Genomic DNA, 23,935 nt, shown 5'->3' on the forward strand with positions numbered 1-23,935 from the left:
AAGGAACTTAAATGAGCTCGCGCATTGCAAAAAGCCTAAGTATTGCTGCATTGGCTGCCACGTTGGCAGCATGTAGCTCTGTGCCCCTCGACCAGACCGCTAGCGGCTCCGGTTCCGAAGGCGCCAACTCTGGGCAAATCATGGACCCTTTCAACCCTCAAAGCCCGCTTGCCCAACAGCGTTCGGTCTACTTCGAGTTCAATAGCTACGTTGTTCCGGACCAATACCGCAGCCTAGTTGAAATGCACTCCTCCTACCTTACCGGCCATGCTCAGCAAAAAATTCGCATCGAAGGCAATGCTGACGCCCGTGGTAGTTCGGAATACAACCTTGCCCTAGGCCAGCGCCGCTCCGACGCCGTTTCGCGCATGATGACCTTGCTTGGCGTACACGCCGACCAGATCGAAGCCGTCAGTTTCGGTAAAGAGCGTCCGAAGGCGCTTGGCAACACAGAAGCCGACTACGCTGAAAACCGTCGTGCAGATATCGTTTATCAACGTTAATATCTAACAGTTAGTCGCAGCAACGCCGTGGCGGCTTTCCCGTCGCGGCGTTTTTTTATCTGAACGGAAACCAAAATGAGCGTCTCTTCACTATCTTTGCGCACTGTCCTGCTGGCTACTTCTTTTTCCATCGCGGCCATCGCCTGCGCCCCGGCGCACGCCTTTGCCGACGACGATGCCCGCCGGGCGATCCTAGAGCTGCGCCAGCAGATCAAGCAAATTACCGATCAGAACCAAAGCGCACGCCTGCAACTGGCCGACCAGATGGAAACCATGCAGCACGAACTGACCGACATGCGCGGCCAGCTTGAACGCATCCGCTGGGAACTGGATGTCAACAAGCGGTCCAGCGAAGACCAGTCCGGCGGCAATACTCCCCAGGTCGGCAACCCGCAAGAGCAGGCATCGTTCAATAACCCCATGGGCCTGTTCCGCAGCGGCAAATACAAAGAAGCCGCGGCCGGCTTTGCCACATTCCTAAGCAACTACCCCAGCAGCCAATTGGCCACCGAAGCCAAGTTCTACCAGGGCAGCAGCCAGTACGCCAGCAAAGACTACAAAGGCGCCATCCAGAACCTGCAAGCCATGATTCAAGCCAGCCCTACCGATGCGCGCGCGCCCGACGCCCTGCTGATCGTGGCCGCCAGCCAGATAGAGCTGAACAACATGGCCGGCGCCAAGGCCAGCTTGCAGAAAATCGTCAAAGACTACCCCAGCACTTCGGCCGCTGAAACCGCCAAGAGCCGCTTGAAATTGCTGCAATAATGTCCGACGCCGCAACAGACGCCAGCCACGGCTATCGGCGCCTCTTGCGGCGCAAAAACGCCGGGCTGCTTATCCTGTGCGGCATTGCGCTGGCTCTGCTGCTTCTGGACACATTTACCGGGCCGGCCGGCGTGGGGCCGCAGGCCTTGCGCCGGGCTCTTGGCGCCACTGGCGCGGGCGACGCGGCGCTGGGGCTGATCTTATGGGAGATCCGCCTGCCCCAAGCCATTATGGCCCTGGCAGTAGGCGCCGCGCTGGGCCTTGCCGGCGCAGAAATGCAAACCGTGCTGGACAATCCTTTGGCCAGTCCTTTCACCTTGGGAATTTCCTCGGCCGCTGCCCTCGGAGCCGCCCTGGCCCTGGTACTGGGCGTACATCTGCCATGGGCGCCGGATGCCTACGCGCTGGCCGCCAATGCCTTTGTCTTTGCACTGGCCTGCGCCTGGCTGCTTGATATCGTCGCGCGCAAGGCGCGGCTTGGCACCGCGGGAATCGTGCTGTTCGGCATCGCCCTGGTTTTTACCTTCAACGCCCTGCTCTCGCTGATTCAATTCGTCGCCAGCGCCGCTTCACTGCAAGACCTGGTTTTCTGGATGATGGGCAGCCTGGCCCGTTCGGACTGGCCCAGCGTGGCCGCCATGCTCGCAGCGCTGCTGATTGTCACGCCATTCTCGATGCGCAGCGCCTGGCAATTGACAGCGCTGCGCTTTGGCGAAGAACGGGCCGTCAGCTTCGGGGTAGACACGCGCCATGTGCGCCGCACCGCCCTGCTGCGTATCAGCATCCTGACTTCGCTGGCGGTTTCGCTGGTCGGCGTCATCGGCTTTATCGGCCTGGTCTCGCCCCACATAGCCAGGGGCATTTGGGGCGAGGACCATCGCTGGTATCTGCCTGCCAGCGCGCTGGTGGGTAGCGTCATACTTATTGCTTCATCCGTCGCTTCCAAGCTGCTCAGCTCAGACGCGGTCATTCCCGTGGGCATTGTGACGACGCTGGTTGGCATACCTTTTTTCCTGTTTGCCGTCATGCGCCGGCAAGCCGTGCAATAAATCATGACGCCACACATAGCCAACGGCGAACTGCGCGCCCTTGAAATTACGGTTCGGCTCAACGGCCGGCTGATCCTGGATGCGTTGAACCTGCCGCCGCTTGGAGCCGGCCAGATGGTCGCGCTCCTCGGCCCCAACGGCAGCGGGAAATCGACATTGCTTAAAAGCCTGGCGGGGCTAGTGCCGGCATCCTTCGGCGCCCTGAGCCTTGGCGCCAGCGATCTTGCTCCGTTGCGTGCCAGCGCGCGCGCCGGACATATCCGCTATTTGCCGCAGTCGCTGCCCGGCGATATACACCTGACCGTGACCGAGTCCCTGCTGGTTGCCCTGCGTGCGGGCCGCGCTCTGAACACCCAACACGCTTTTCCCATCGTCAAGACCGCCTTGGCGGAGCTGGGTATAAGCGACCTGGCAAACCGCTATCTGGACGAGCTGTCCGGAGGGCAAAAGCAATTGGTGGGGCTGGCGCAAGCGCTAAGCCATGAACCGCAAGTCCTTCTTCTGGACGAACCCTTGGCTTCGCTGGACCTGAACCATCAGCACCATGTCATGCAACTGCTGGGACGCCTGACCCAAGAACGCAGACTGCTGACGCTGATCGTGCTGCATGACTTGAACAGTGTGTTGCAGTATTGCGGCCAGGCCCTGCTGATGCGCGATGGCGCGCTGCTTGCCAGCGGCGCTCCGGCCAAGGTCATTACCGCCGAATCGCTGGCCGCCATGTTCGGCGTGCGCGCCCGTATCGAAACCTGCAGCCTGGGCCGCCCTTATGTGCTGGTCGATGGCCTGCTGCCCATATAAAAATACTCATGCAATCCCAGCTACACTTTCCGCAGTTTTTCAGTGATGACCCCGCAAACGCAATGGCGTATACCGAAACCGGCGCCGGCGACATCCTGTTGCTGGTGCATGGTTCGCTTTGCGATTACCGCTATTGGCGCTGGCAGTTTGCCGCGCTGGGCCAACGCCACCGCGTCATTGCGCCAAGCTTGCGCGGCTACTGGCCCGCAGCGCTGCAAACCCGGGAGCCAAGCTTCAATGTAGCGCAACATACCGACGACCTGATCGGCTTCATACGCCGCCAGTTGGGCGGGCAGCGCTTACATTTGTTGGGCCATTCGCGCGGCGCGCATGTCGCGCTTGAGGCAAGCCTGAAGGCGCCGGATCTGATTCGCTCTTTGGTGTTGGCCGACCCCGGCTTCCGCATTGAACCAAACAGCGCGACGCACAACTTTTTGCCTGAAGTCGCCCGCCAGCTGGAAACCGGCGAAGTGGATGCCGCGCTGGCTTGCTTCATCGACACGGTCAATGGTGCCGGCACATGGCGCCATATGGTGAGCTGGTTCAAAAACATGGTGCGCGACAATGCTTACACACTGGTCTCGCAAGCCCGCGAAATCGACCTGGTGTTCGATCCGTCCCAGGCTGCGCGCCTGAAGTGCCCGGTGCTGCTGCTGGGCGGCGAAAACAGCCCGCCGCGCTATGGGCAGGTTATTGACGCCCTGATGCAGCATATTCCCCAAGCCGAACGCGACACCATACCACTGGCTGCCCACGGCATGAACCTGGCCAATCCCAAGGCGTTCAATGAACGAGTTCTAAGGTTCACCGCCGCGGCGGCTGCACAATACTAGACGGCAGCTGCGCCGCCACTGCATGCCGGTGACATGCGCGTGGAATTACTGCGCCAGGGTATTCGCGGGTTTTACTTCGCACATGGCCTGGGCCATTTCCCCAGAGTCGAACATAAATGTCATGGGTACGGACGTGCCGACGACCACAGGTTTGCTGGCCTTTTCAAGCATGGCGTGATAGCTGCCCGGCTTGAACGCCAGCTTGCCGTTGGCGGGAATGGCGATCTCGTGCGTCATGGACATTTTGCTCATGCCATTGTCATGTGTAGTTTGGTGGAGCATGACGGAGCCGTAGGCCGCGGATGATGCGGACTTCAACTTAGCGCCGGTATTACCCGAGTTATGCACCACAAAATAGCCGGCGGAAGGCGCAGGCGCCGGCAATGAACGGATCCAGCAATCGGAAACCGACAGCGTGCTGGATAACGCAGCTCCGGCCGCAGGATTCTGGTGGTTTGCGTGGTCCATAGGCATGGAGCCCGGCATTTCGTGGCTGGGCGAAGCGGCCAGCGCCGCATTGCTTGCCAAGGCAAGTGAGGCAAGAACAAATGCCAATTTCATTTCAGCTCCTTATGAATAAACTCAGTGAAGTTTACCCCGATTGGCGGGATAGCTACCCCGCAAGGGCGCCTTCTTGCCTTGGGGCGGCCCGGCGGCAAAAAATACCCCACGCTGCGCCGCTACGCAGCGGAGAAAAAAGCCGACAGTGCAAACTGTCGGCTTGTGTGCCCGCTGGAGCCCTGCAATTACTTGGAGGGCAATTTGCCTGCAATACCTTCTACATAGTAGTTCATCTGATTCAGGCCTTTATCGTCCATCGAACCCGACGCCAGGATGGTCTTGCCTTCGTTGGTAACGACAGGTCCATCGAACGGTGTCAGCTTGCCGGCGATGATTTCAGCCTTCTTTTCTTCGACCAGTTTTTTCACATCGTCGGGCACGGCGGGATTGACGGCGTCGAGCGCGGCCATGCCTTCTTTCAGGCCGCCCCAGGTGCTGTCGGCCTTCCAGGTGCCGTTCAGGACGTCTTGTGCTTCTTTGGTGAAGTACTTGCCCCAATGGTGGGTTACAGCAGCCAACTGCGCATGCGGCCCGAATTTGCTCATGTCGGAGTGGTAGGCAACAGCGTACTTGCCTTTTTCTTCGGCCACCTGCACGGTGGCGGTGGAGTCGGTGTGGTGCGTGACGACGTCGGCGCCCTGGCCGATGAGCGCCAACGCGGCGTCGCGCTCTTTGCCCGGATCGAACCAGCTATTCACCCAGATCACCCGCACCTCGGCCTTGGGGTTGACGCTGCGCATGCCGCGCGTAAAGGCGTTCATGCCCTGAAGCACTTCAGGAATTGGGAAAGCGCCAACATAACCGGCAACATTGGTCTTGGTCATTTTGCCGGCAATAATGCCGGCCAGATAGCGTGCCTCGTAGAAGCGCGCATTGGTGGTGGCCACGTTGGGGGCTGTTTTATAACCGGTGGAGTGAACGAACTTGACGTCGGGGAACTGCTTGGCAACCTTGATGGTCGGATTCATGTAGCCGAACGAAGTCGTAAATATAAGCTTGTTGCCTTGCTGCGCCAGGTCGCGAATGACCCGCTCGGCATCAGCACCTTCGGGCACATCTTCGACGTACTGCGTCTTGACCTTGTCGCCAAGGTTTTTTTCCATTTCGCGGCGGCCCAGGTCTTGCTGCCAGGTCCAGCCCGCTTCGCCGATAGGGCTGACATAAACGAAGCCGACCTTCAATGGGGCATCGGCGGCATTGGCCTGGCTGGACAGCGCCAAGACCGGCACCGCAGCAAAGGCCAACAAGGTACGGCGCATGAATTTCTTCGACATGGCTTTTCTCTCTGGTGAATGAAAATCGGGAACTCGTTCAGGCTTTACTAGTGTCCTGTTTGGTTGACTAGGTATTGGGATTAAAGTTTTTTCCTAGCGATGCGGGCATATTAAGCCGGATCCATCCCGCATTGCGCGATATTAAGACCAAAACCAGGACGGTCGCAAGATACGGCAGCATGGACAGCAACTGCGATGCAATGGGCACGCCCCTGGCCTGCATATGATAGGTAAGAATGGTGATGCCGCCGAACAGGTAGGCGCCAACCACCACGCGCGCCGGCCGCCATGTGGCGAAGGTCGTCAGGGCCAGTGCGATCCAGCCGCGCCCCGCGACCATGTTCTCGACCCACATGGGCGTATAGACCACGGACATGAAAGCCCCTGCCACACCGCAGCATGCGCCGCCGAACAACAAGGCATACAGCCGGATATGGCGCACGTTATAACCGAGGGCGTGGGCTGAAACAGGCGATTCGCCGACCGCGCGCAAAATAAGGCCGGAACGCGTGCGATACAAGAACCAGATAATGGCGCAGCACAAGAGCAGCGACAAATACACCACCGGGTGCTGGCGAAACAAAGCCGTGCCGACGAATGGAATGTCTTCAAGAAATGGAATGCCCCAGGCCGGGTTGTTCAGGGTTTTGCCGACATAATCGATGCCCAGGTAGGCCGAGGCGCCGGCACCGAACAAAGAAAGGGCCAAGCCCGTTGCGACCTGATTCGCGCCCAGCCACACGGTAAGCCAGGCAAAGAACCCGGCCAGCACCATGCCGGCGCAAGCCCCAGCCAAAAAACCCAGGGGGGAACTGTCCGTATTGACGGTAACCGCAAACCCGACCACGGCGGCCATCAGCATCATGCCTTCGGAGCCCAGGTTGATGACGCCGGATTTTTCATTGATAAGCAGGCCCAGGGCGGCCAGCATAAGCGGCGTTCCCGAATTGATCGACGCGGCGATCAGCGGTGCCAAGGTATCCATTATTTTCTCCAGCGCAGTTTATTGTGGATAAGGACGTCGCAGGCCAGCAGCGAAAACAGCAAAATGCCCTGAAACACGCCGGTAATGGCGCTGGGCATGCCCAGCCGCGATTGGGACAATTCGCCCCCGATATACAACAGCGCCATGATGAAGCTGGAAAAAATAACGCCAATGGGGTGCAGCCGCCCCACGAAAGCCACGATAATCGCCGCGAACCCATAGCCCGGCGATACCGACGGCGTAAGCTGGCCGATGGGCCCCATGACTTCGCAGGCGCCCGCCACCCCGGCCAGGCCGCCCGAAACCAGCATGGAAACCCATAGCGCCTTGCGTGCCGAAAAACCGGCATAACGTGCGGCCCTGGGCGCCATCCCGCCCACCTGCAGCTTGAAGCCCGAGAAGCTGCGCGACATGAATAGCCAGCCCAGCAGTGCGGCCGCCAAGGCCAGCACTATGCCCAGATGCAAGCGTGTGCCTGGAATGACCATAGGCAGCAGGAAGCCGTCGGAAAACAGGCGCGACTGCGGAAAGCCGAAGCCGTCCGGATCGATCAAAATGCCGTGGACCAGATAACTTAGCAGCAACTGCGCGACATAAACCAGCATGAGCGAGACGAGAATTTCGTTGGCATTGAAGCGGTCGCGCAGCCAGGCGGTAATGCCGCCCCACAGAGCGCCGCCTACCGCGCCGGCAAGCAAAGCCAGGGTGATCAACCAAAAGCCGCCCCCTTCGCCATCGTCGAAATAAAGGACGACACTGCCCGCCGCGATAGCCCCGATGACCAATTGCCCCTCGGCGCCGATATTGAAAAAATTGGCGCGAAAACAAATAGCCAGGCCGACCGATATAAGCAGCAACGGCGCCACTTTGACACCGACCTCTGTCCAGCCGCGCAGGTCTTTGATGGGCTCGAAGAAAAACACCCCCAGGCTGGTGAGCGGGTCTTTACCCACCGCCATGAACAAGACCACGCCGCACGCGGCGGTCAGCAGTACGGCCAGTATCGGCGAACACCAGGACATCAATACCGAAGGCGTGGCGCGCGGTTCAAGCCTGATCATGGCGCTCTCCTTCGGAAATCGTAGCCGGCTGGTCCCACAGGCCGCTCATCCAGCGCCCGATCAGATCGAGGCTGGCCTGCGACGTTTTGACGGACGGCGACATTCGGCCCTTGGACATGACTATGAGGCGGTCGGATATCTCGAAGAGCTCGTCCAGTTCTTCGGAAATGACCAATAACGCGCAACCCTCGTCGCGCAAGGCGAGCAGTTCGCCGCGAATCTGTGCCGCGGCGCCAACATCGACGCCCCAGGTGGGCTGTGCCACCAACAGCACCTTGGGTTTGCGGATAACTTCGCGACCGACAATATACTTTTGCAGGTTGCCGCCCGAGAGGCTGGTGGCCAGCGCCTTGGGGCCGCCCGCCTTGACATGAAACCGTTCTATGATGCTCTTGGCCGTATTGGCAATGCCGCCCGAGCGAATCATGCCGTATTCTATGGTGGAGGCGGTCTGGTGCGACAAAAGTATGTTGTCGGCCAGCCCCATTTCCGGGACCGCGCCGCGCCCCAGCCGTTCTTCGGGAACAAAGCCCAGGCCGTGCGCGTGGCGCCATGCCGCGGGACGGTTTCCGACGGGCTTGCCTTCAAGAAGGATGGCGTTGGCTTGGGCGCGCGGATCTTCGCCGGACAACGCAGCCAGCAGCTCTTGCTGGCCATTGCCCGATACTCCCGCCACGCCAAGGATTTCGCCCGCGCATACTTCAAAGTTTATGTCGCAGAGCTCGACCGCAAACGGGTGGGCTTTGCTTAACGAAAGATCATGTGCCGACAGAATGCTGGCCCCGGGGGTATGAGGCCGATGTGAAAAGTGCGGCGGCTCGGCGCCGATCATGAGGCGCGACAGGCTGGCGTCGGTTTCTTCGCGCGGGTCGCACACCCCGGTGACCTTGCCCCCGCGCATGACCGTACAGGTATGGCACAAGGCGCGAATTTCGTCCAGCTTATGGCTGATGTACAGAATGCTGCAGCCTTCATCGGCCAACTTGCGCAAAGTCTCGAACAACTTGCTTACCGCCTGGGGGGTCAGCACCGAAGTGGGTTCGTCAAGAATCAACAATTGCGGCTTGGCCAGCAAGGCCCGCACAATTTCAACACGCTGGCATTCGCCCACCGACAAGGTATGCACATGGCGCTGGGGCTCGAGCTCGAGGCCATACTGATGCGCTGTTTCGGCAATACGCAATTCAAGTTCGGCAAGCTTGGTATCCGACGGCAGGCCAAGCGCTATGTTTTCGGCCACGGTCAAGGTGTCGAACAACGAAAAATGCTGGAACACCATGGCTATGCCCAACTGGCGCGCCGCAGCCGGATTGGCGATGCGCACGGGCTTGCCATTCCAGAGGACAGTGCCGGCGTCGGGTTCGACCGCGCCGAAGATTATCTTCATGAGGGTGGATTTGCCAGCGCCATTTTCGCCCAGCACCGCATGGATTTCGCCAGGTTGAACCGAGAGATCTACGCCGTCGTTGGCAACAACCGAAGGATACTTCTTGGTGATCTTTTGCAGCTCGAGACGTAGAGTCATATTTTTTATATGTGTTCGATTCAAAATTTACAGCCACAGCCTGCCCGACTGCAAAAGGGCATTTTCCCATAATTGAGTAGACAGGGAACGGTACATTAAACTTACTATAGAGATCGCAACTGCTCTTGCCAATCTAGCGATAATACCTAGAGATTATTTACCAAGGAACGTCTCCATGCCTTCAATCCCGCCTCAAGACCGATGCCGCTGCGGCTGGGCCGACAGCAATGCTCTGATGCGCGACTATCACGACAACGAGTGGGGACGTCCCGTTCATGACAGCCGCGCGTTATGGGAAAAACTGATGCTCGACGGCTTTCAGGCCGGGCTGTCCTGGAACACCATATTGCAAAAACGCGAAGCGTTCAAGCTTGCGTTCGATAATTTCCAGCCCGAGATCATCGCCCAATACACGGAAGCCGATGTCGAACGCCTTCTTGCCAACGCAGGCATAGTGCGCTCGCGCGCAAAAATCCTGGCCACGATCGGCGGGGCCAGGGCCTACCTTGCGATGCAAGAGGCCGGCGAAGAATTCGCGCCGTTCATTTGGGCATTGGCCGGAAATGCGCCGATCCTGAATGGCGGCGACTCGCGGCTTACGCAATCGCCGCTGTCCCAGGAAATTTCGGGCGCGCTTAAAAAGCGGGGATTCAAGTTCGTTGGTCCTGTCATCGTATACGCCTGGATGCAAGCCACCGGCATCGTCAACGACCACGCACGCGATTGCTTTCTATATCAAAAGCCTTAGCGTGCCGCCGACATAACCCTAGTAATAACCCCTAGAAACCATAAAGATCAAGCCGCCCCGGCCGTTACGATCAAGGGGCTATCTGCGCGCGCTCGTACAAACCGCCCTCGATAGAACAGCATCCAAGATCTCGGAGAAATAATGGGCAGGCTCACTACCATGAAAGTAAAAACCAAAATGATCGGCGGCTTCTTGATCGTTGCCGCCATTGCCGCGATCATCGGAGTGCTGGGCATACGTTCGATGCAGCAAATCAACGCTATGGCGGCCCATATGTACGACATCGAGCTGAAGGGCATACGCCATGCCGCCAGCGCCGACCAGAATCTGATCGCGACGGGCCGCGCGGTGCGCAGTACCTTGCTTACGTCCACCGAAGACGCCTATCGCAAGGAATACTTCAATATCGACAAGTACTTCAACATGGTCAGGCTGGAACTGGAAAGCCTGCTCAAGCTGGCCGCGTCGGACCAGGACAAGGCCGAAACCCAACAGGCCCTTGATGCTGTTGCCGCCTACGACAAGGCGGTCAAAAGCATCATCAAAGAGCAGCCTGCCGAAACCCTGGGAAGCATGGACACCATCGATCGCCTGTTCAACGAGGTACGTCCGCTGGGCGACACCGCCGAGCAATTGCTCGAACAGATAGTCATGGGCCGCGAAGGCAACGCCATGCTGTTTGCCGACAAAATCCAGACCATCTACAACAATACGTTCAATATCATGGTAGGCCTGACCCTGGGCGGCGCGCTGCTTGCCATTATCCTGGGCTCGTTGCTTACCCGTGGCCTGACCCGGCAACTGGGCGGTGAGCCCAGCCAGGTTGCCGTGGTCGCCAGCGCCATTGCCAAGGGCGACCTGACTTCGCGCGTAAACACCGGCAAAGCCGTCAACGGCAGCGTCATCCATGCCATGAGCGGCATGCAGGAATCGCTGCGCAATATTGTCGCCACCGTGCGCAACGGCAGCGAAAACATAGCTTCCGGCTCGAACCAGATCGCCGCGGGCAACTCCGACTTGTCGCAACGCACCGAAGAGCAGGCCGCCAACCTGACCCAGACCGCGGCCGCCATGGAGCAGCTTTCCAGCACGGTCAAGAATAATGCCGATGTCGCCAAGCAGGCTGTGCAAGTGGCCACATCGGCCAGCGACGCCGCTGTCAAGGGAGGCGCCGTCGTCAACGATGTGGTCGCCACCATGAGCGACATCAATACCTCGTCCCGAAAAATCGTCGACATCATAGGCGTTATCGACAGCATTGCGTTCCAGACCAACATCCTGGCCCTTAACGCCGCCGTCGAAGCTGCGCGCGCCGGCGAACAAGGCCGCGGATTTGCCGTGGTGGCCAGCGAAGTGCGCAGCCTGGCGCAAAAAAGCGCGTCGGCCGCCAAGGACATCAAGGGCTTGATCGACGACAGCGTGCAAAAAGTCGACACCGGCACCAAGATGGCGGACGCCGCCGGCACCGCCATGCAAGGCATCGTCCAGCACGTCAAGCGCGTCACCGACCTCATCAATGAGATCAGCGCGGCAACCACCGAGCAAACGTCCGGACTGGCGCAAATCAACGAAGCCATTTCGCAGCTTAGCGACGTTACGCAACAAAACGCCTCGTTGGTGGAAGAGTCGTCCGCCGCCGCCGACAGCCTTAGCGACCAGGCGCAACAGTTGGTCAAGGTCGTTGGAACCTTCAAGCTTGGGCAAGAACATGCCGGCGTACAGGCCGGGCGCGCCATCAATCAAGCCAAAGACGAAGACACGCACACCAGACAAGCGCTGGCAAGCCCGGCCCAAAAATTGGAACACGTGCAAGCCAGCCCCGCTTTATCCATGCCCGCACATGCCAGCTCAGCCGCCTCCATGCAACTGCGCCCCGCAAGCGCCGCCGGCTCGCAAGCGGCCCGCCTGCATGTCGTCAAAGAAGAAGAATGGGAAGAGTTCTAATCCCACAAGGCGCCAAGCGCGGGCTCGGCGCCCTATAGCCGACGCGTTTGGCAAGGCGGCACCCTAGCCGGCCGCGCTGCCTACGATAGGACTGACGGGGCCGCGGCCCGCAAAATGCCCTTCGGCATTGCGTAAAAATTGATTGACCGAATTCTGCACCGCCTCGGGCGACCAGCCAGCAATATGCGGGGTCAGCACGACATTGGGCAGGCCCACCAGTTCGGCCGGCGGATTCGGCTCGCTTTCATAGACATCCAGCGCGGCGCCTGCAATGCGGTTTTCGAGCAGGGCCTGACCCAGCGCCGCGGTGTCCACCACGCTGCCGCGCGAAATATTGACGACAAAGCCTTGCGGGCCAAGCGCATCAAGCACGGCGGCATCGACCATATGCCGGGTTTGCGCCCCGCCCGGCGTGGCCACCACCAGAAAATCGCACCAGTGGGCCAGCGCCTGGGCGCTGCTGTAATAACCATAAGCTACGTCGGTGCGCGGGCTTCGGCTGTGGTAGCCCACCTCGATATCGAACGCCTGCGCGCGCCGCGCGATCTTCATGCCGATATCGCCCAAGCCCAGAAGCCCCAGCCGGCGCCCCGAGACATTGGGCGACCAGGGAATGCGATCGCGCCATACGCCATTGCGCACGGCCGCGTCGTACTGCACCACATTGCGCACAGCCGCCAACAATATAGCCATGGCATGGTCGGCCACGCAGTCCGAATTCGTGCCTGCGCCGTTGGCCAATGCAATACCGCGGGAGCGCGCATATTCTATAGCCACTTTCTCGTAGCCCACGCCCAAGGTGCAGATCAGTTCAAGCTTGGGCATGGCGTCGATGGCTTGGGGCTGCACACCAATGGGGCCATTGGTCAACACCGCCCTGACCTCGGGCTGTGCCGCCGCCAGCTGCGCCTCGACGCTGCTGGCATTGGGCGCATACAGGACCTGGTATTGCTCCGCAATCTGGGCCCGATGGGCCTCAGTAAGCGGGCTGAAAATCAAAATCAACGGCTTCATGGACGAATCTTCCATCCCCTTGTGTCGGAAGCTGTAAAGATACCAGAATAGGGTGCTAACATTTCAGGATCCTCCATACTGATCCAGAGTGCCCATGCCCGTTTTTGATATTGCCCCGGTCGTTCAAGCGCTTAGCGCAGTTCGCCAACAGTGGCGCGACGCGCAAAACCGTTCCCGCGAACCCGGGGAGCGCGAATTTCCATCGCGCAATGCCGTCTCGCAAATTATGGACGACCTGAAAAGCGCCCTGTTTCCCATGCGCCTGGGCCCCACGGACCTGCGCCACGAAGGCGAGGACTTCTATGTCGGCTACACCCTGGAGTCCGCGTTGCACCGGCTGCTGGATCAGGCCCGGCTTGAGCTGCGCTACCAGAACCGCCATAAGCCCTGCATAGAAGCCGAAATCGAACAGCGCGCCGTGGCGGCCATTACCGCGCTGGCGGCCAAGCTGCCCCGGTTGCGTGCGCTGCTCGACAGCGACGTGGTGGCGGCCTATCGCGGCGACCCGGCCGCAAGCTCGGTGGACGAAGTATTGCTGTGCTATCCCGGCGTGCTGGCCATGATCTACCACCGCATCGCGCACGAATTGTATGTCCATGAACTGCCATTGCTGGCACGCGTGGCGGCCGAACTGGCCCACAGCCAGACGGGCATCGACATCCACCCGGGCGCGCAGATAGGCGCCAGCTTTTTCATCGACCACGGTACCGGCGTCGTCATCGGCGAAACCGCCATCATTGGCGAGCGCGTGCGCATATACCAGGCGGTTACCCTCGGCGCCAAACGCTTTCCAACCGATGCCCGCGGCGGCCTGCAAAAAGGCCTGCCGCGCCACCCTATCGTCGAAGACGATGTGGTCATTTACGCCGGTGCAACCATACTGGGCCGTGTAACTCTGGGCCGCGGCTGCGTCATAGGCGGCAATGTCTGGCTGACGACCGACGTGCCTCCCGGCGGCTATATCACGCAGGCCGACTCGCAAGACGCACCCGACAACGGCGCCCCCGCCCCCGGACAGAACCAGGCCAACGCGTAGCAAGCCCCCGCCCGGCCCGGCGGCCCCAGCGCCCCGTTTGGACGCCTGGGCCGGGCGGCTTAAAAGCTGGCCGCCACCGACAACACGGCGGCCGGCCCGCCCATGTAACGGCCATGAGAATTCGTGTAGACCTCTCTCTTGGCGTTAGTTGCCACATAGGCCAGCTTCACGGTGACTTTCTCATTGAACACCCGGCTCAGGCCCAGCGACCAGTCGGTATACGAACCGTCGTCCAGATTGCGGACTTTCTGGTAACCCACGTGGGCGTCCAGATTCAAGTTCCAGACCCCGGTGGGGAAGCTCCCCGACAAGTCGTAGTACTGGCTGTTCTTGCTGTCCGGCACGCCGAACAAATTGGTAAATGCCTGCGAATACTTGAACTTTACCGGCCCATATCCAAAGCCCAGGTAGCCCTCGGTGGTATTGGGACGCGTATAACCGTCGGGATAATTGCCTGGATAGTAATACTGCAGCACGCCCGCATCCACGCTTAGGTCGCCCCATATCTTGTTCGTATAGCCCGCATAGAAATCCATTTCCACCGGGGCAGATACCTCGGAGCTGGAGTCGTTCAGCCAGCTGATGCTTGAGTTCCAGTTTCCAATATAGAAGCCGCTGCTATGCGCCAGATCGAAACCGCCCTGTATCGCCGGCTTGTTATTCGTCTGCATCAGGCCGCGATAGCGATACTGACTGGCCAGCGACATGTTCGCACTGAATGTGAAGCTGGATGCCGCGGCATCCGGGTTGGCGCTTTGCGCCTGGGCATTGAAGGCCATGGGCGCCAGACACGCGGCAAACGCGAGTTTCAAATAGGCGGGTCGCAACATGAAAAGCTCCTTGAGTTAACGAAACGGGAAATCAATTGTTTCGTTTTCAATAAAGCAATACTCATGCCAAGTTTTTGCAAGCTGGAAAACGTTGATTCAAGGAGCCAGCGCACAGGAAGCAATAGGTAGCGGGCGCCCCAATTCGGGGCGCGGCGGGCGCTATGCCCTGAAATAAGGCGCCCCGCCCCGCAGGCCTACGCCGCTTCGGTGCCGGACTTGCGCCACACGGTGGCCAGCCAGGGCTGCTGCTCGCGCGGCAAACCGGCAGGCCGGTAATAGTGCTCCAATTCAGTGAACCCGGCCTCGGCCACGATTCGGCGCCAGGACTCCAGGTCGTGGTAGACGCCATAGCGCCCGCCATTCCAGCCTTCTTGATTATGTCCGCGCGGATTGGAGCAGAACAGCACGCCCTGCTCTTTGAGGGTGCCGTGCAGCTGGCCAAGCACCCGCGGCAGCTGCGCGCTAGGGACATGGAACAAAGACGCATTGGCGAAGACGCCGTCAAACCGGGCTGGCGGCAAGTCCAGCGCCAGGAAATCCTGCTGCCAGACTTCGCAACCAGAATCAGCCCGGGCCATGGCGGCCAGCGACTCGGATCCATCCAGCCCGACAGCCACATGCCCCAACTGCGAAAATGTCTTCAGGTCGCGGCCCGGGCCGCAGCCGAAATCCAGTATCTGGAATGGCGGCTCGCCGCGGATATGGCGCAATAAGGCCTGCATATTCTGGCTGACATCGTGGTCGGCTGTTCCACGGCGGAAGGCTTCCGCATTCTGGTTGTAATAACTTAGCGTTGTGGTCGACGTTGCCGAGGACAGTTGCGTTGGATCAGGATGCATAGGCTCAATCCATTGGATGCAAGGAACGGAATCCAATCGCAATGCGGTTCCAGGCGTTGATGGTTGTGATCAGCAAAGTCAGCTTCACTTGCTCGGCGTCGGTGAACTGCGACTTCAGCAGCTCGTAGTCGGCGTCGGGCGCATGGGTTTGCGAAACCAGCGTCAATGCTTCGGTCCAGGCCAATGCAGCCCTTTCACGCTCGGTGTACAGCGGCGATTCGCGCCAGGCGTCAAGCAAATACAGGCGTGCTTCGGTTTCTCCGGCGGCGCGAGCATCGCGCGTATGCATATGCAAGCAATACGCGCAGCCATTGATTTGCGACGCCCGCGTCTTGACCAGTTCGTAAAGACTATGTTCCAGGCCACTGCCGGCGACAGCCTTTTCCATATCGACCATGGCCTGCATCAGAGCCGGTGCGGCTTTGAAAGCGTCCAAACGAGGTTCCAGCTTCATACTTATCTCCCATTATCAGATCAAACAAGGCTCCAGGCCGTCTTGAATACCGCATGCATCTGTGCGCGCGGCTTTGTCCGGGTATCAACGGAACCATGCTTTGTTGTACCGCTTTTTTGCGTCTTGCACCTACAGGCCCTTTTCAACCATGTCGAGCAGCCTTTGCGCAAGGGCTTCGCGCTGTTCGGCCGGTGCGCCATGCAAAGGCCCCTCGGCCACCAGCAGCGCCAGCCCATGAACCGCCGACCATGCCAGGTATTCGGCGCCGGGACGGCGCTGCGGCGGCAATGCGCCCGAATCGACCAGCAAGTCCAGCGCGGCTCCCAGCAATTGAAATGGGTTCATGCCGCTATTGCCGGCCTTGGCCGGGTCGGCATCGCCTTCCACCTTGTCCTGCGACGAAAACGCGGTATGGAACAGGCCCGGTTCGGCCTGGGCAAAACGCATATAGCCCCTGCCGATGGCTCTGAGGTTGGCCCGCGCAAACTCGGCAATCGGCATGCCTTTATGGACTTGGCTCAGCTCGGCTTCCATGCCGCGCGCCAGCGCGGCCAAAGCCGCCGCCCGCACCGCCGCCAGCAAAGCCTGTCGATTGGCAAAGTGCCGGTACGCCGCATTGGGCACCACGCCCGCCTGGCGGGTAACCTCGCGCAGCACCACTGCCTGCGGGCCACCCCTACGCGCCAACTCCACTCCCGCATCCAGCAAAACCTGGCGCAAATTCCCGTGATGATAGCTGGTACGGACAGTCTTATTGTGGGTTGCACTTCGCATTACTTCTCCATGTGTACAGCGTACATTGTATGTGCTAAATTGGTGTGGACGCTGTACACACTAGTCCGCACGACATCCCCCGTACCGGTACGGCGCCCACCCGCTTTTTACGACCGCCCGAAGGAGAACCAACATGGCTTATGTAGACGGATTCGTTATTCCCGTGCCCAAGGACAACATAGAGGCTTATACAAAGATGGCCCGCCAATGCAGCGAAATCTGGCGTGAACACGGCGCCCTGGAGTTTCGCGAGTGCATCGCCGACGACGTCAAGCCTGGCAAGCTTACGTCGTTTCCACAAAGCGTCAATCTTGAAGACGGTGAAACCGTCATATTTTCGTGGATACTATTCAAGTCGCGCGCACATCGCGATGAAGTCAACGACAAAGCCATGAAAGATCCGCGCATGGCACAGTTCATGGACATGGCAACCATGCCGTTCGACGGCAAGCGCATGATTTACGGCGGCTTCGAGACGCTGAGCGATCTTTAAACACCAATCCGCCCAACAACTACACCACTTTGCCGCGCAAACGCTTTACCTCCCCACGCACCGTCTTGCCTTCAAGGCGGCGGCGTTGCGAACCCAGTGTGGGGCGGGTAGGCTTGCGGCGCTTGGCCGGCCGGGAAACGATGTCGATCAGGGCTTGCAGGCGTTCAATGGCTTCGATTTTATTTTGAGGCTGGCTGCGGCTGCCCTGGGCCTTGATGATAACCACCCCGTCGGTGGAAATGCGTTGATCGCGCAAAGCAAGCAGCCGCTCTTTAACCTCGTCGGGCAGCGACGATGCGGGAATCGAATAGCGCAAATGGATTGCGCTGGAAACCTTATTGACGTTCTGGCCGCCGGTTCCCTGGGATCGGATGGCGGAAAACTCTATTTCGTCTTCCACAACCGGGTAAAGCGAAGCTGACCGCTCGGACATGGCTCTCACAAATTGGCTAAAAAACGCGGCAAAGCACGCCGGTATTGCAAAGAATAGGCTTCTATTAAAAAAGGAATAAACCTTTGCGCAAAACCGGCGTAAACGCCTGTTGCAAAACATTTAAAAAGAATACGGGGAGCGTGGATTATTCCTGCCTCGCCATAAAAAAGAGTAGAATTGCGCGTCTCATTCCCTTATATCGCGCATGGTTCAAAGCGATTCCGGGGTGCACGCCCTGCGCCGGATTCGTGCTCTATGTAGCAGCATAGTCCACAGGGCTTTCTGGTTGTGCCGCAGCACCCCTGTCAGTTGGCCAGTTCCTTTTCCGGATTCCCACGCAGCTATCCACAGCGCCAGGTTCACCACCTCGCTTTCGCGATTCTAACAATTACGACTATGTCTACTACTATTACTGCACAAAGCTATACCCCGCACGAAAAGCGCAAACGCATTTTCGCCATTGTCGCGGCCTCGTCGGGCAATCTGGTGGAATGGTTCGACTTTTACGTCTATGCCTTTTGCGCCATTTACTTTGCGCCCCTGTTCTTTCCTTCTGCCGACCCCACCGCTCAACTGCTCAATACCGCGGGCGTCTTTGCCGCGGGCTTTCTCATGCGGCCTATCGGCGGCTGGCTGTTCGGCCGCATCGCCGACAAGCACGGACGCAAAAACTCGCTGCTGATCTCGGTAGTGATGATGTGCCTGGGCTCCCTGGCCATCGCCTGCCTGCCCACTTATGCCAGCATCGGCGCGTGGGCTCCCGCCCTGCTGCTGGTGGCACGTTTATTCCAAGGGCTTTCGGTTGGCGGCGAATACGGCACCACCGCCACCTACATGAGCGAAATCGCACTGAAAGGCCAACGCGGTTTCTTTGCCTCGTTCCAGTATGTGACCCTTATTGGCGGGCAACTGCTGGCCGTGCTCGTCGTAGTGATTCTGCAGCAAGTGCTCTCGGATGCCGAGCTTAGGTCGTGGGGCTGGCGCATTCCGTTCGTTATCGGCGCGCTGGCCGCCATTGTCGCGCTGTATCTGCGCCGCACGCTGGAAGAAACCTCAACCGCAAGCACCCGCGCCAACAAAGAAGCCGGCACACTCCGCGGCTTGTTCCGCCACCACAAAGCTGCATTCTTTACCGTTTTGGGCTATACGGCAGGCGGGTCGCTGATTTTTTATACGTTCACGACCTATATGCAGAAATACCTGGTCAACTCGGCCGGCATGTCCATCAAGACTGCCAGCGCCATCATGACCGTAGCCCTATTTGCATACATGTGCATGCAACCGCTGTTCGGCGCCCTGTCCGACCGCATCAGCCGCCGCAACAGCATGCTGCTGTTCGGCGGTCTGGGCGCCATCTTTACGGTACCTATCATGTCGGGCCTGCATAACACCACCAACCCCATAATCGCCTTCCTGCTGATTATCGCCGCACTGGCCATTGTGAGCTTCTACACTTCGATCAGCGGCATCGTGAAATCCGAAATGTTCCCGCCTGAAGTCCGGGCCCTGGGTGTGGGCCTGGCCTATGCCATTGCCAATGCAATTTTCGGCGGGTCGGCTGAATACGTGGCTTTGGGCCTGAAGTCGCTGGGACACGAAAACTCGTTCTACTGGTATGTTACGGGCATGATGGTTCTGGCCTTCGTGGTAAGCCTGCGCCTGCCCAAGCGCGCCGCCTATTTGAACGAAGATCACGAGTAAATAAAGAAACGCCACTGTTTACAGCGGCGTGACGCGCACCGCAGCAGGCCCGCATTTGAGCCGGCGCCGGGGATATCAAGAAGCCAAAGCCCTCTCTTTCCAACTGAGGACTTTGGCTTCTTCCGCAATCAGGGCGGCCACTTCGGCATGCCCGTTTTTTACTCCGGCCCGCATGGCATCGGGGCTTACCGAAATGCCTTCGGCACGAACAAAACGCAGGTCGGTGATGCCAAAAAAGCCGAACATGACCTTAAGATAGGTTTCCTGGTGTTCTTTGGCTTGGCCAATTTCTGTGGTGGAGTAAATGCTGCCGCGCGCCATCGCGGCGATGATGGTCTTGCCGCCTGCCAGCCCGACAGCGGCACCGTCGACATATTTGAAAGTACGGCCCGGCTGGGCCAGACGGTCGATCCATGCCTTAAGCTGCGTGGGAATCGTAAAGTTATATAGCGGGACACCCATGACTATCACGTCGGTCTCAAGAAACTGGGTCAACAGTTTCTCGGAAATGGCGTTTTCAACGCGCTGGCGCTCTGTCGGTTTATCTTGCAGACCGTATTTGACGCCAAGCGAATCGTTATTGAAATGATTGGGCGCTTCAATGGCAAGATCCAGACGGTCGACCGCCACACCGGGATAAATTTTGCACCACTGCTCCACCAGTTCGGCGGAAAGACTGCGAGTCACAGAATTCTCTTCCCGGATGCTGGAGTCGATGTGCAGCAATTTCATGTTTGTTGTCTCCTTTGTCTAGCGATGGTCCGGCCATTGCGGCAACGCGGCGGCAGCATGGACCAAGCAATAATCCCTCAGCCTGAGTCTCTATCGGCATTAGAATTAAATTTAGTACAAAGAATAATATATAAAAATATAAAAAATAGCCAGTCCGGATCGCATCAAGAATCAGACAGCCGGGCCGTCAGCCCAAAAGCGTAAAATAGCGCGATTCCACGAAGCGGCGCCTAAGGCTTAGGTTCCGCCACACATTACCCATTGCTTTTATTCGGCGCATCAAATTCGTATGACCACCATCGGCACCCCTCTTTCTTCTTCCGCAACGCGAGTCATGCTGCTTGGCTCGGGCGAGCTGGGCAAGGAGGTTCTCATTGCGCTGCAACGCCTGGGCGTTGAAACCATTGCCGTCGACCGTTATGCCGATGCACCGGGACAGCAAGTCGCGCACCACGCGCACACCGTTGTCATGAGCGACCCCGCGCAGCTTAAAGCGCTGATTCGCGCAGAAAAGCCCGATCTGGTGGTACCGGAAATCGAGGCCATTGCCACGCAGGCCCTGGAAGAACTGGAAGCCGCCGGCATTACCCGCGTGATTCCTACGGCGCGCGCAACGCGCCTGACCATGGACAGAGAAGGAATTCGCCGCCTTGCGGCCGAAACCCTGCATCAGCCCACCAGCCCCTACAAGTTTTGCGATTCGCTGGAAGAACTGCAGGCCGCCATTGATGGCGGCATCGGCTATCCCTGCGTCATCAAGCCGGTGATGAGCAGCTCGGGCAAGGGCCAAAGCAAAATCGACGACCCCGCCCAAGTGCAGGCGGCCTGGGACTATGCGATGGCGGGTGGGCGCGTCAGCCACAATCGCATCATCGTCGAAGGCTTTATCGACTTCGACTACGAGATCACCTTGCTTACCGTGCGCGCCCTGGGCACCGACGGCCAAGTGGAAACGCATTTTTGCGCCCCCATCGGGCATACGCAACGCGCCGGCGACTACATTGAAAGCTGGCAGCCGCAGGCCATGGCGCCCCTGGCTTTGCAAAGGGCGCAGGAAGTGGCCAAGGCCATTACCGACAATCTGGGCGGGCAAGGCGTTTTCGGGGTTGAACTGTTTATCAAGGGCGATGAGGTCTGGTTCAGCGAAGTCAGCCCGCGCCCCCACGACACCGGCATGGTCACCATGATCAGCCAGTGGCAGAACGAGTTCGAACTGCATGCGCGCGCCATTCTGGGCTTGCCGGTGGACACCGCGCTGCGCACGCCGGGCGCAAGTGCCGTCATCTACGGCCAGGTCGACGGCCGCGGCATTGTTTTCGACGGCGTTGAAGAAGCGCTGCGCGTGCCGCAAACCGAACTACGCCTGTTCGGCAAACCCGAAAGCTTCAGCAACCGCCGCATGGGGGTGGCGCTGGCCTACGACAAGGATGTCGACGTTGCCTTGCAACGGGCCAACGAGGCAGCACGGCACATCAAGCCCAGGCTGGACCGTTAACCCGGTGCCGCGGCGTCCGCCGCGGATGTCGACAACACGCTGAAGCCTATTGTCGTCATGCCGTCCTGGCTGTACGCAAACACCTCGCCGCCGTGCATCGTGGCAACCGCCTTGACGATGGCCAGCCCCAAGCCGTGGCCCTGGCGCCGACCGTTATAGCGGGCGCCGTCGACACGGTAAAAACGGTCGAACAGGCGCGGCAAATGCGCGGACGCGATGGGGTCGCCCGGGTTGGAAACCCCGATACGGATCCGCTCGGGCTGGCGCTCGATGACGACCTTGATCTGGGCCCCCGAACGGGAATGCTCGATTGCGTTTTGCAGCAAATTGGCCAGCGCCCGGCGAAACAGCGATGTTTCTATCATGGCCTGGGCTGCCGTATCGCCGTCGACGCGGATGGTTTCATGGGTTTCGTCCAGAATGAATTCCAGGAACTCAATTGTCTTGCCGACCTCGTCGGCCACCGAGCTTTGCACGCGACCTGTGGCGGCCTCGCCCTGGTCGGCCCGCGCAAGGAACAGCATGTCGTTGACAATGGACCGCAGCCGTTCGAGATCTTCGAGGTTGGATTGCAATACCTCCTGCAATTCCGTCACCGTGCGTGGGCGCGACAATGCCACCTGCGTTTCTCCGATCAGATTGGTCAAGGGTGTGCGTAATTCGTGGGCGACATCGGCGTTGAACGCCTCCAGTTGCTTGTACGCCGTTTCCAGCCGGCTTAGCGCGCCATTGAATGCCACGGCTAGATCGTCCAACTCTTCGGGCAGGAGCTGGCCGTGCAAGCGTTGCGAAAGCGTTTTGGCGTTCAGGGCTTGCGCTTCGAAGGACATTTTTTTCAGGGGCCGCAGCCCCAGCCTGGCAATGCAATAGCCCAGCACAACCACCAACAAGACGGCAATAAGCGACAGCACGATAAGAGCGGTGAGGAAGGTCTGCAACGTGCGCACATAAGGCATGGAGTCGACGCCTATCGTCACCCGAACCGCCGGCCGATCCTGAAACGCCGGAATAGTCCCGGTCAGCGTGAACAAAGGATACTCATGGCCGGGCATATCCAGTACGCCTGTCCCGTCATTGCGTACAAGCCGGCCTTCGACATCGGCAAGGCCATTGCCGTATCGATATTGCGGCACAGCGCTATCCGCCCAGAAATACACGTTGTCGCTGGCTTCGTGCAGCGTATCCATCTTTATCTGCACATGCGACCAGCGTTCGACCGTACCGGCCCGCTTGATCATGTATTCCATGTCCTGGTATATGGTTTGCAATTCTTCTTGCTGATGCCGCGCCAGCTCGCCGCTTAGAACATGGTAGAGCGCCGCGCCTATCAAGCCGAACATGATCGCCGTCGCCAGCGCAAACATCGCCACCAGCCGCAAGGTAATGGAGCGCTTCATGGTCCCGTATCTTCGTTGCGCAACTCCAGCACATAGCCCATGCCCCGTATGGTATGCAGCAACCGTTGGCTGAACGGGGCGTCAAGCTTTGCCCGCAAACGCTTGATGGCAACCTCGACCACATTGGTATTGCTGTCGAAATTCATGTCCCAGACCAGTTCGGCAATGGCGGTCTTGGTCAGGATTTCACCCTGGCGCCGGGCTAGCACAGCCAGCAACGCAAATTCTTTGGCGGTAAGGTCCAGGCGCACCTGGCCGCGATAAGCTTTGCGGCTGACAAGATCTAGGTGCAGGTCGCCGATGCGCAAGTGCAAGGACTCCTGCACTCGGCCACGGCGGTTCAGCGCCTGCAGGCGCGCCAGCAGCTCAAGAAACGAAAACGGCTTGACCAGATAGTCGTCGGCACCCTCGTGCAGGCCCCTTACCCGGTCTTCGATGGAGTCGCGCGCGGTCAGCATGATGACCGGCGTCTGGCGCACGGTACGCAGCGCACGCAGCACTGCAAAACCATCCTGCCCCGGCAGCATGACGTCCAGCACGATGACGTCGTAGTCGTGCTGCAGGGCCAGGTGCTGGCCATTGATGCCGTCGTTCGCCAGGTCGACCGTACAGCCCTGTTCCGTCAACCCCTTGCGCAGGTATTCCGCGGTTTTAAGCTCATCTTCGACGATCAGAATCTTCATGGGGA

At 59.3% G+C, this 23,935-nt stretch carries 25 protein-coding genes; 11 read left to right on the top strand and 14 right to left on the bottom strand.

Going from position 1 to position 23,935, the window contains the following annotated elements:
- The first annotated feature begins 11 nt into the window (after nt 1-11).
- The 5 genes from pal (at nt 12) to DFR37_RS08910 (ending at nt 3,951) form a co-directional block, all read left to right on the top strand.
- The gene (gene pal, locus DFR37_RS08890) at nt 12-503 is read left to right on the top strand and encodes a peptidoglycan-associated lipoprotein Pal (RefSeq protein WP_113932903.1); all 492 of its coding nucleotides are present in this window, start codon (nt 12-14) and stop codon (nt 501-503) included.
- A 75-nt stretch (nt 504-578) separates the two neighbouring features.
- A complete protein-coding gene (ybgF, locus tag DFR37_RS08895; protein WP_113932904.1) occupies nt 579-1,268 on the top strand; it encodes a tol-pal system protein YbgF in 690 nt (229 codons plus the stop codon).
- Nucleotides 1,268-2,317, top strand: a complete 1,050-nt coding sequence (locus tag DFR37_RS08900) for a FecCD family ABC transporter permease (protein ID WP_113932905.1) — start codon at nt 1,268-1,270, stop codon at nt 2,315-2,317. Before ybgF ends, DFR37_RS08900 begins: the two co-directional genes overlap by 1 nt.
- A gap of 3 nt (nt 2,318-2,320) precedes the next feature.
- Complete coding sequence (locus DFR37_RS08905) at nt 2,321-3,118, top strand: ABC transporter ATP-binding protein (RefSeq protein ID WP_113932906.1); 798 nt, start codon at nt 2,321-2,323, stop codon at nt 3,116-3,118.
- Between the two features lie 62 nt (nt 3,119-3,180).
- Nucleotides 3,181-3,951 carry an alpha/beta fold hydrolase gene (locus DFR37_RS08910; protein WP_245954009.1) on the top strand — a complete coding sequence of 257 codons (771 nt, stop codon included), beginning with the start codon at nt 3,181-3,183 and terminating at the stop codon, nt 3,949-3,951.
- Between the two features lie 45 nt (nt 3,952-3,996).
- On the opposite strand, the gene DFR37_RS08915 is transcribed toward DFR37_RS08910, so the two are convergent.
- From DFR37_RS08915 to DFR37_RS08935, 5 genes are all read right to left on the bottom strand, one after another.
- Entirely contained in the window at nt 3,997-4,512 is a 516-nt protein-coding gene (locus DFR37_RS08915; protein WP_113932908.1) for a copper chaperone PCu(A)C, read from the bottom strand.
- A gap of 185 nt (nt 4,513-4,697) precedes the next feature.
- Complete coding sequence (locus DFR37_RS08920) at nt 4,698-5,786, bottom strand: BMP family ABC transporter substrate-binding protein (RefSeq protein ID WP_180148059.1); 1,089 nt, start codon at nt 5,784-5,786, stop codon at nt 4,698-4,700.
- A 67-nt stretch (nt 5,787-5,853) separates the two neighbouring features.
- Nucleotides 5,854-6,771 (bottom strand): ABC transporter permease, encoded by a 918-nt coding sequence (locus tag DFR37_RS08925; RefSeq protein WP_113932909.1) that lies wholly within the window; start codon nt 6,769-6,771, stop codon nt 5,854-5,856.
- Entirely contained in the window at nt 6,771-7,832 is a 1,062-nt protein-coding gene (locus tag DFR37_RS08930) for an ABC transporter permease (RefSeq protein ID WP_113932910.1), read from the bottom strand. Before DFR37_RS08930 ends, DFR37_RS08925 begins: the two co-directional genes overlap by 1 nt.
- Nucleotides 7,819-9,357 carry an ABC transporter ATP-binding protein gene (locus tag DFR37_RS08935; RefSeq protein WP_113932911.1) on the bottom strand — a complete coding sequence of 513 codons (1,539 nt, stop codon included), beginning with the start codon at nt 9,355-9,357 and terminating at the stop codon, nt 7,819-7,821. The genes DFR37_RS08930 and DFR37_RS08935 overlap by 14 nt, the downstream gene beginning before the upstream one ends.
- A 175-nt stretch (nt 9,358-9,532) precedes the next feature.
- On the opposite strand from DFR37_RS08935, the gene DFR37_RS08940 reads away from it, so the two are divergent.
- Both DFR37_RS08940 and DFR37_RS08945 read left to right on the top strand, forming a co-directional pair.
- Nucleotides 9,533-10,105: a DNA-3-methyladenine glycosylase I gene (locus DFR37_RS08940; RefSeq protein ID WP_113932912.1), complete on the top strand. Its 573-nt coding sequence runs from the start codon at nt 9,533-9,535 to the stop codon at nt 10,103-10,105.
- 159 nt (nt 10,106-10,264) lie between these two features.
- Nucleotides 10,265-12,049 carry a methyl-accepting chemotaxis protein gene (locus DFR37_RS08945; protein ID WP_242341798.1) on the top strand — a complete coding sequence of 595 codons (1,785 nt, stop codon included), beginning with the start codon at nt 10,265-10,267 and terminating at the stop codon, nt 12,047-12,049.
- 63 nt (nt 12,050-12,112) lie between these two features.
- Here DFR37_RS08945 and DFR37_RS08950 read toward each other — a convergent pair whose 3' ends face one another.
- A complete protein-coding gene (locus DFR37_RS08950; protein WP_113932914.1) occupies nt 12,113-13,063 on the bottom strand; it encodes a 2-hydroxyacid dehydrogenase in 951 nt (316 codons plus the stop codon).
- A gap of 94 nt (nt 13,064-13,157) precedes the next feature.
- Here DFR37_RS08950 and epsC point away from each other — a divergent pair, with 94 nt between their 5' ends.
- The gene (epsC, locus tag DFR37_RS08955; RefSeq protein ID WP_113932915.1) at nt 13,158-14,099 is read left to right on the top strand and encodes a serine O-acetyltransferase EpsC; all 942 of its coding nucleotides are present in this window, start codon (nt 13,158-13,160) and stop codon (nt 14,097-14,099) included.
- 59 nt (nt 14,100-14,158) lie between these two features.
- Here epsC and DFR37_RS08960 read toward each other — a convergent pair whose 3' ends face one another.
- The 4 genes from DFR37_RS08960 to DFR37_RS08975 form a co-directional block, all read right to left on the bottom strand.
- Nucleotides 14,159-14,929 (bottom strand): TorF family putative porin, encoded by a 771-nt coding sequence (locus DFR37_RS08960; protein ID WP_113932916.1) that lies wholly within the window; start codon nt 14,927-14,929, stop codon nt 14,159-14,161.
- A 194-nt stretch (nt 14,930-15,123) separates the two neighbouring features.
- Entirely contained in the window at nt 15,124-15,768 is a 645-nt protein-coding gene (locus tag DFR37_RS08965; protein ID WP_113932917.1) for a class I SAM-dependent methyltransferase, read from the bottom strand.
- 4 nt (nt 15,769-15,772) lie between these two features.
- On the bottom strand, nt 15,773-16,216 hold the full coding sequence (locus tag DFR37_RS08970; protein WP_113933190.1) for a carboxymuconolactone decarboxylase family protein: 444 nt from the start codon (nt 16,214-16,216) through the stop codon (nt 15,773-15,775).
- A gap of 135 nt (nt 16,217-16,351) precedes the next feature.
- Nucleotides 16,352-16,996, bottom strand: coding sequence for a TetR/AcrR family transcriptional regulator (locus tag DFR37_RS08975; RefSeq protein ID WP_113932918.1), 645 nt, complete (start codon nt 16,994-16,996; stop codon nt 16,352-16,354).
- Between the two features lie 133 nt (nt 16,997-17,129).
- On the opposite strand from DFR37_RS08975, the gene DFR37_RS08980 reads away from it, so the two are divergent.
- The gene (locus tag DFR37_RS08980; RefSeq protein ID WP_113932919.1) at nt 17,130-17,489 is read left to right on the top strand and encodes a DUF1428 domain-containing protein; all 360 of its coding nucleotides are present in this window, start codon (nt 17,130-17,132) and stop codon (nt 17,487-17,489) included.
- A gap of 19 nt (nt 17,490-17,508) precedes the next feature.
- On the opposite strand, the gene arfB is transcribed toward DFR37_RS08980, so the two are convergent.
- Nucleotides 17,509-17,922 (bottom strand): alternative ribosome rescue aminoacyl-tRNA hydrolase ArfB, encoded by a 414-nt coding sequence (gene arfB / locus DFR37_RS08985; protein ID WP_113932920.1) that lies wholly within the window; start codon nt 17,920-17,922, stop codon nt 17,509-17,511.
- A gap of 396 nt (nt 17,923-18,318) precedes the next feature.
- Between arfB and DFR37_RS08990 the strand changes: the two genes are divergently transcribed.
- Nucleotides 18,319-19,623, top strand: a complete 1,305-nt coding sequence (locus DFR37_RS08990; protein WP_113932921.1) for an MFS family transporter — start codon at nt 18,319-18,321, stop codon at nt 19,621-19,623.
- Nucleotides 19,624-19,698: 75 nt separating this feature from the next.
- Here the strand turns inward: DFR37_RS08990 and DFR37_RS08995 are convergent, their stop codons facing one another.
- Nucleotides 19,699-20,355, bottom strand: coding sequence for an FMN-dependent NADH-azoreductase (locus DFR37_RS08995; RefSeq protein ID WP_113932922.1), 657 nt, complete (start codon nt 20,353-20,355; stop codon nt 19,699-19,701).
- A gap of 289 nt (nt 20,356-20,644) precedes the next feature.
- Between DFR37_RS08995 and purT the strand changes: the two genes are divergently transcribed.
- The gene (gene purT / locus DFR37_RS09000) at nt 20,645-21,850 is read left to right on the top strand and encodes a formate-dependent phosphoribosylglycinamide formyltransferase (RefSeq protein WP_113932923.1); all 1,206 of its coding nucleotides are present in this window, start codon (nt 20,645-20,647) and stop codon (nt 21,848-21,850) included.
- On the opposite strand, the gene DFR37_RS09005 is transcribed toward purT, so the two are convergent.
- A complete protein-coding gene (locus tag DFR37_RS09005) occupies nt 21,847-23,247 on the bottom strand; it encodes a heavy metal sensor histidine kinase (RefSeq protein ID WP_113932924.1) in 1,401 nt (466 codons plus the stop codon). The genes purT and DFR37_RS09005 overlap by 4 nt on opposite strands.
- On the bottom strand, nt 23,244-23,930 hold the full coding sequence (locus DFR37_RS09010; protein ID WP_113932925.1) for a heavy metal response regulator transcription factor: 687 nt from the start codon (nt 23,928-23,930) through the stop codon (nt 23,244-23,246). Before DFR37_RS09010 ends, DFR37_RS09005 begins: the two co-directional genes overlap by 4 nt.
- Nucleotides 23,931-23,935: the final 5 nt, after the last annotated feature.

The sequence above is a fragment of the Eoetvoesiella caeni genome, assembly GCF_003315175.1.
Lineage (GTDB): Bacteria > Pseudomonadota > Gammaproteobacteria > Burkholderiales > Burkholderiaceae_B > Eoetvoesia > Eoetvoesia caeni.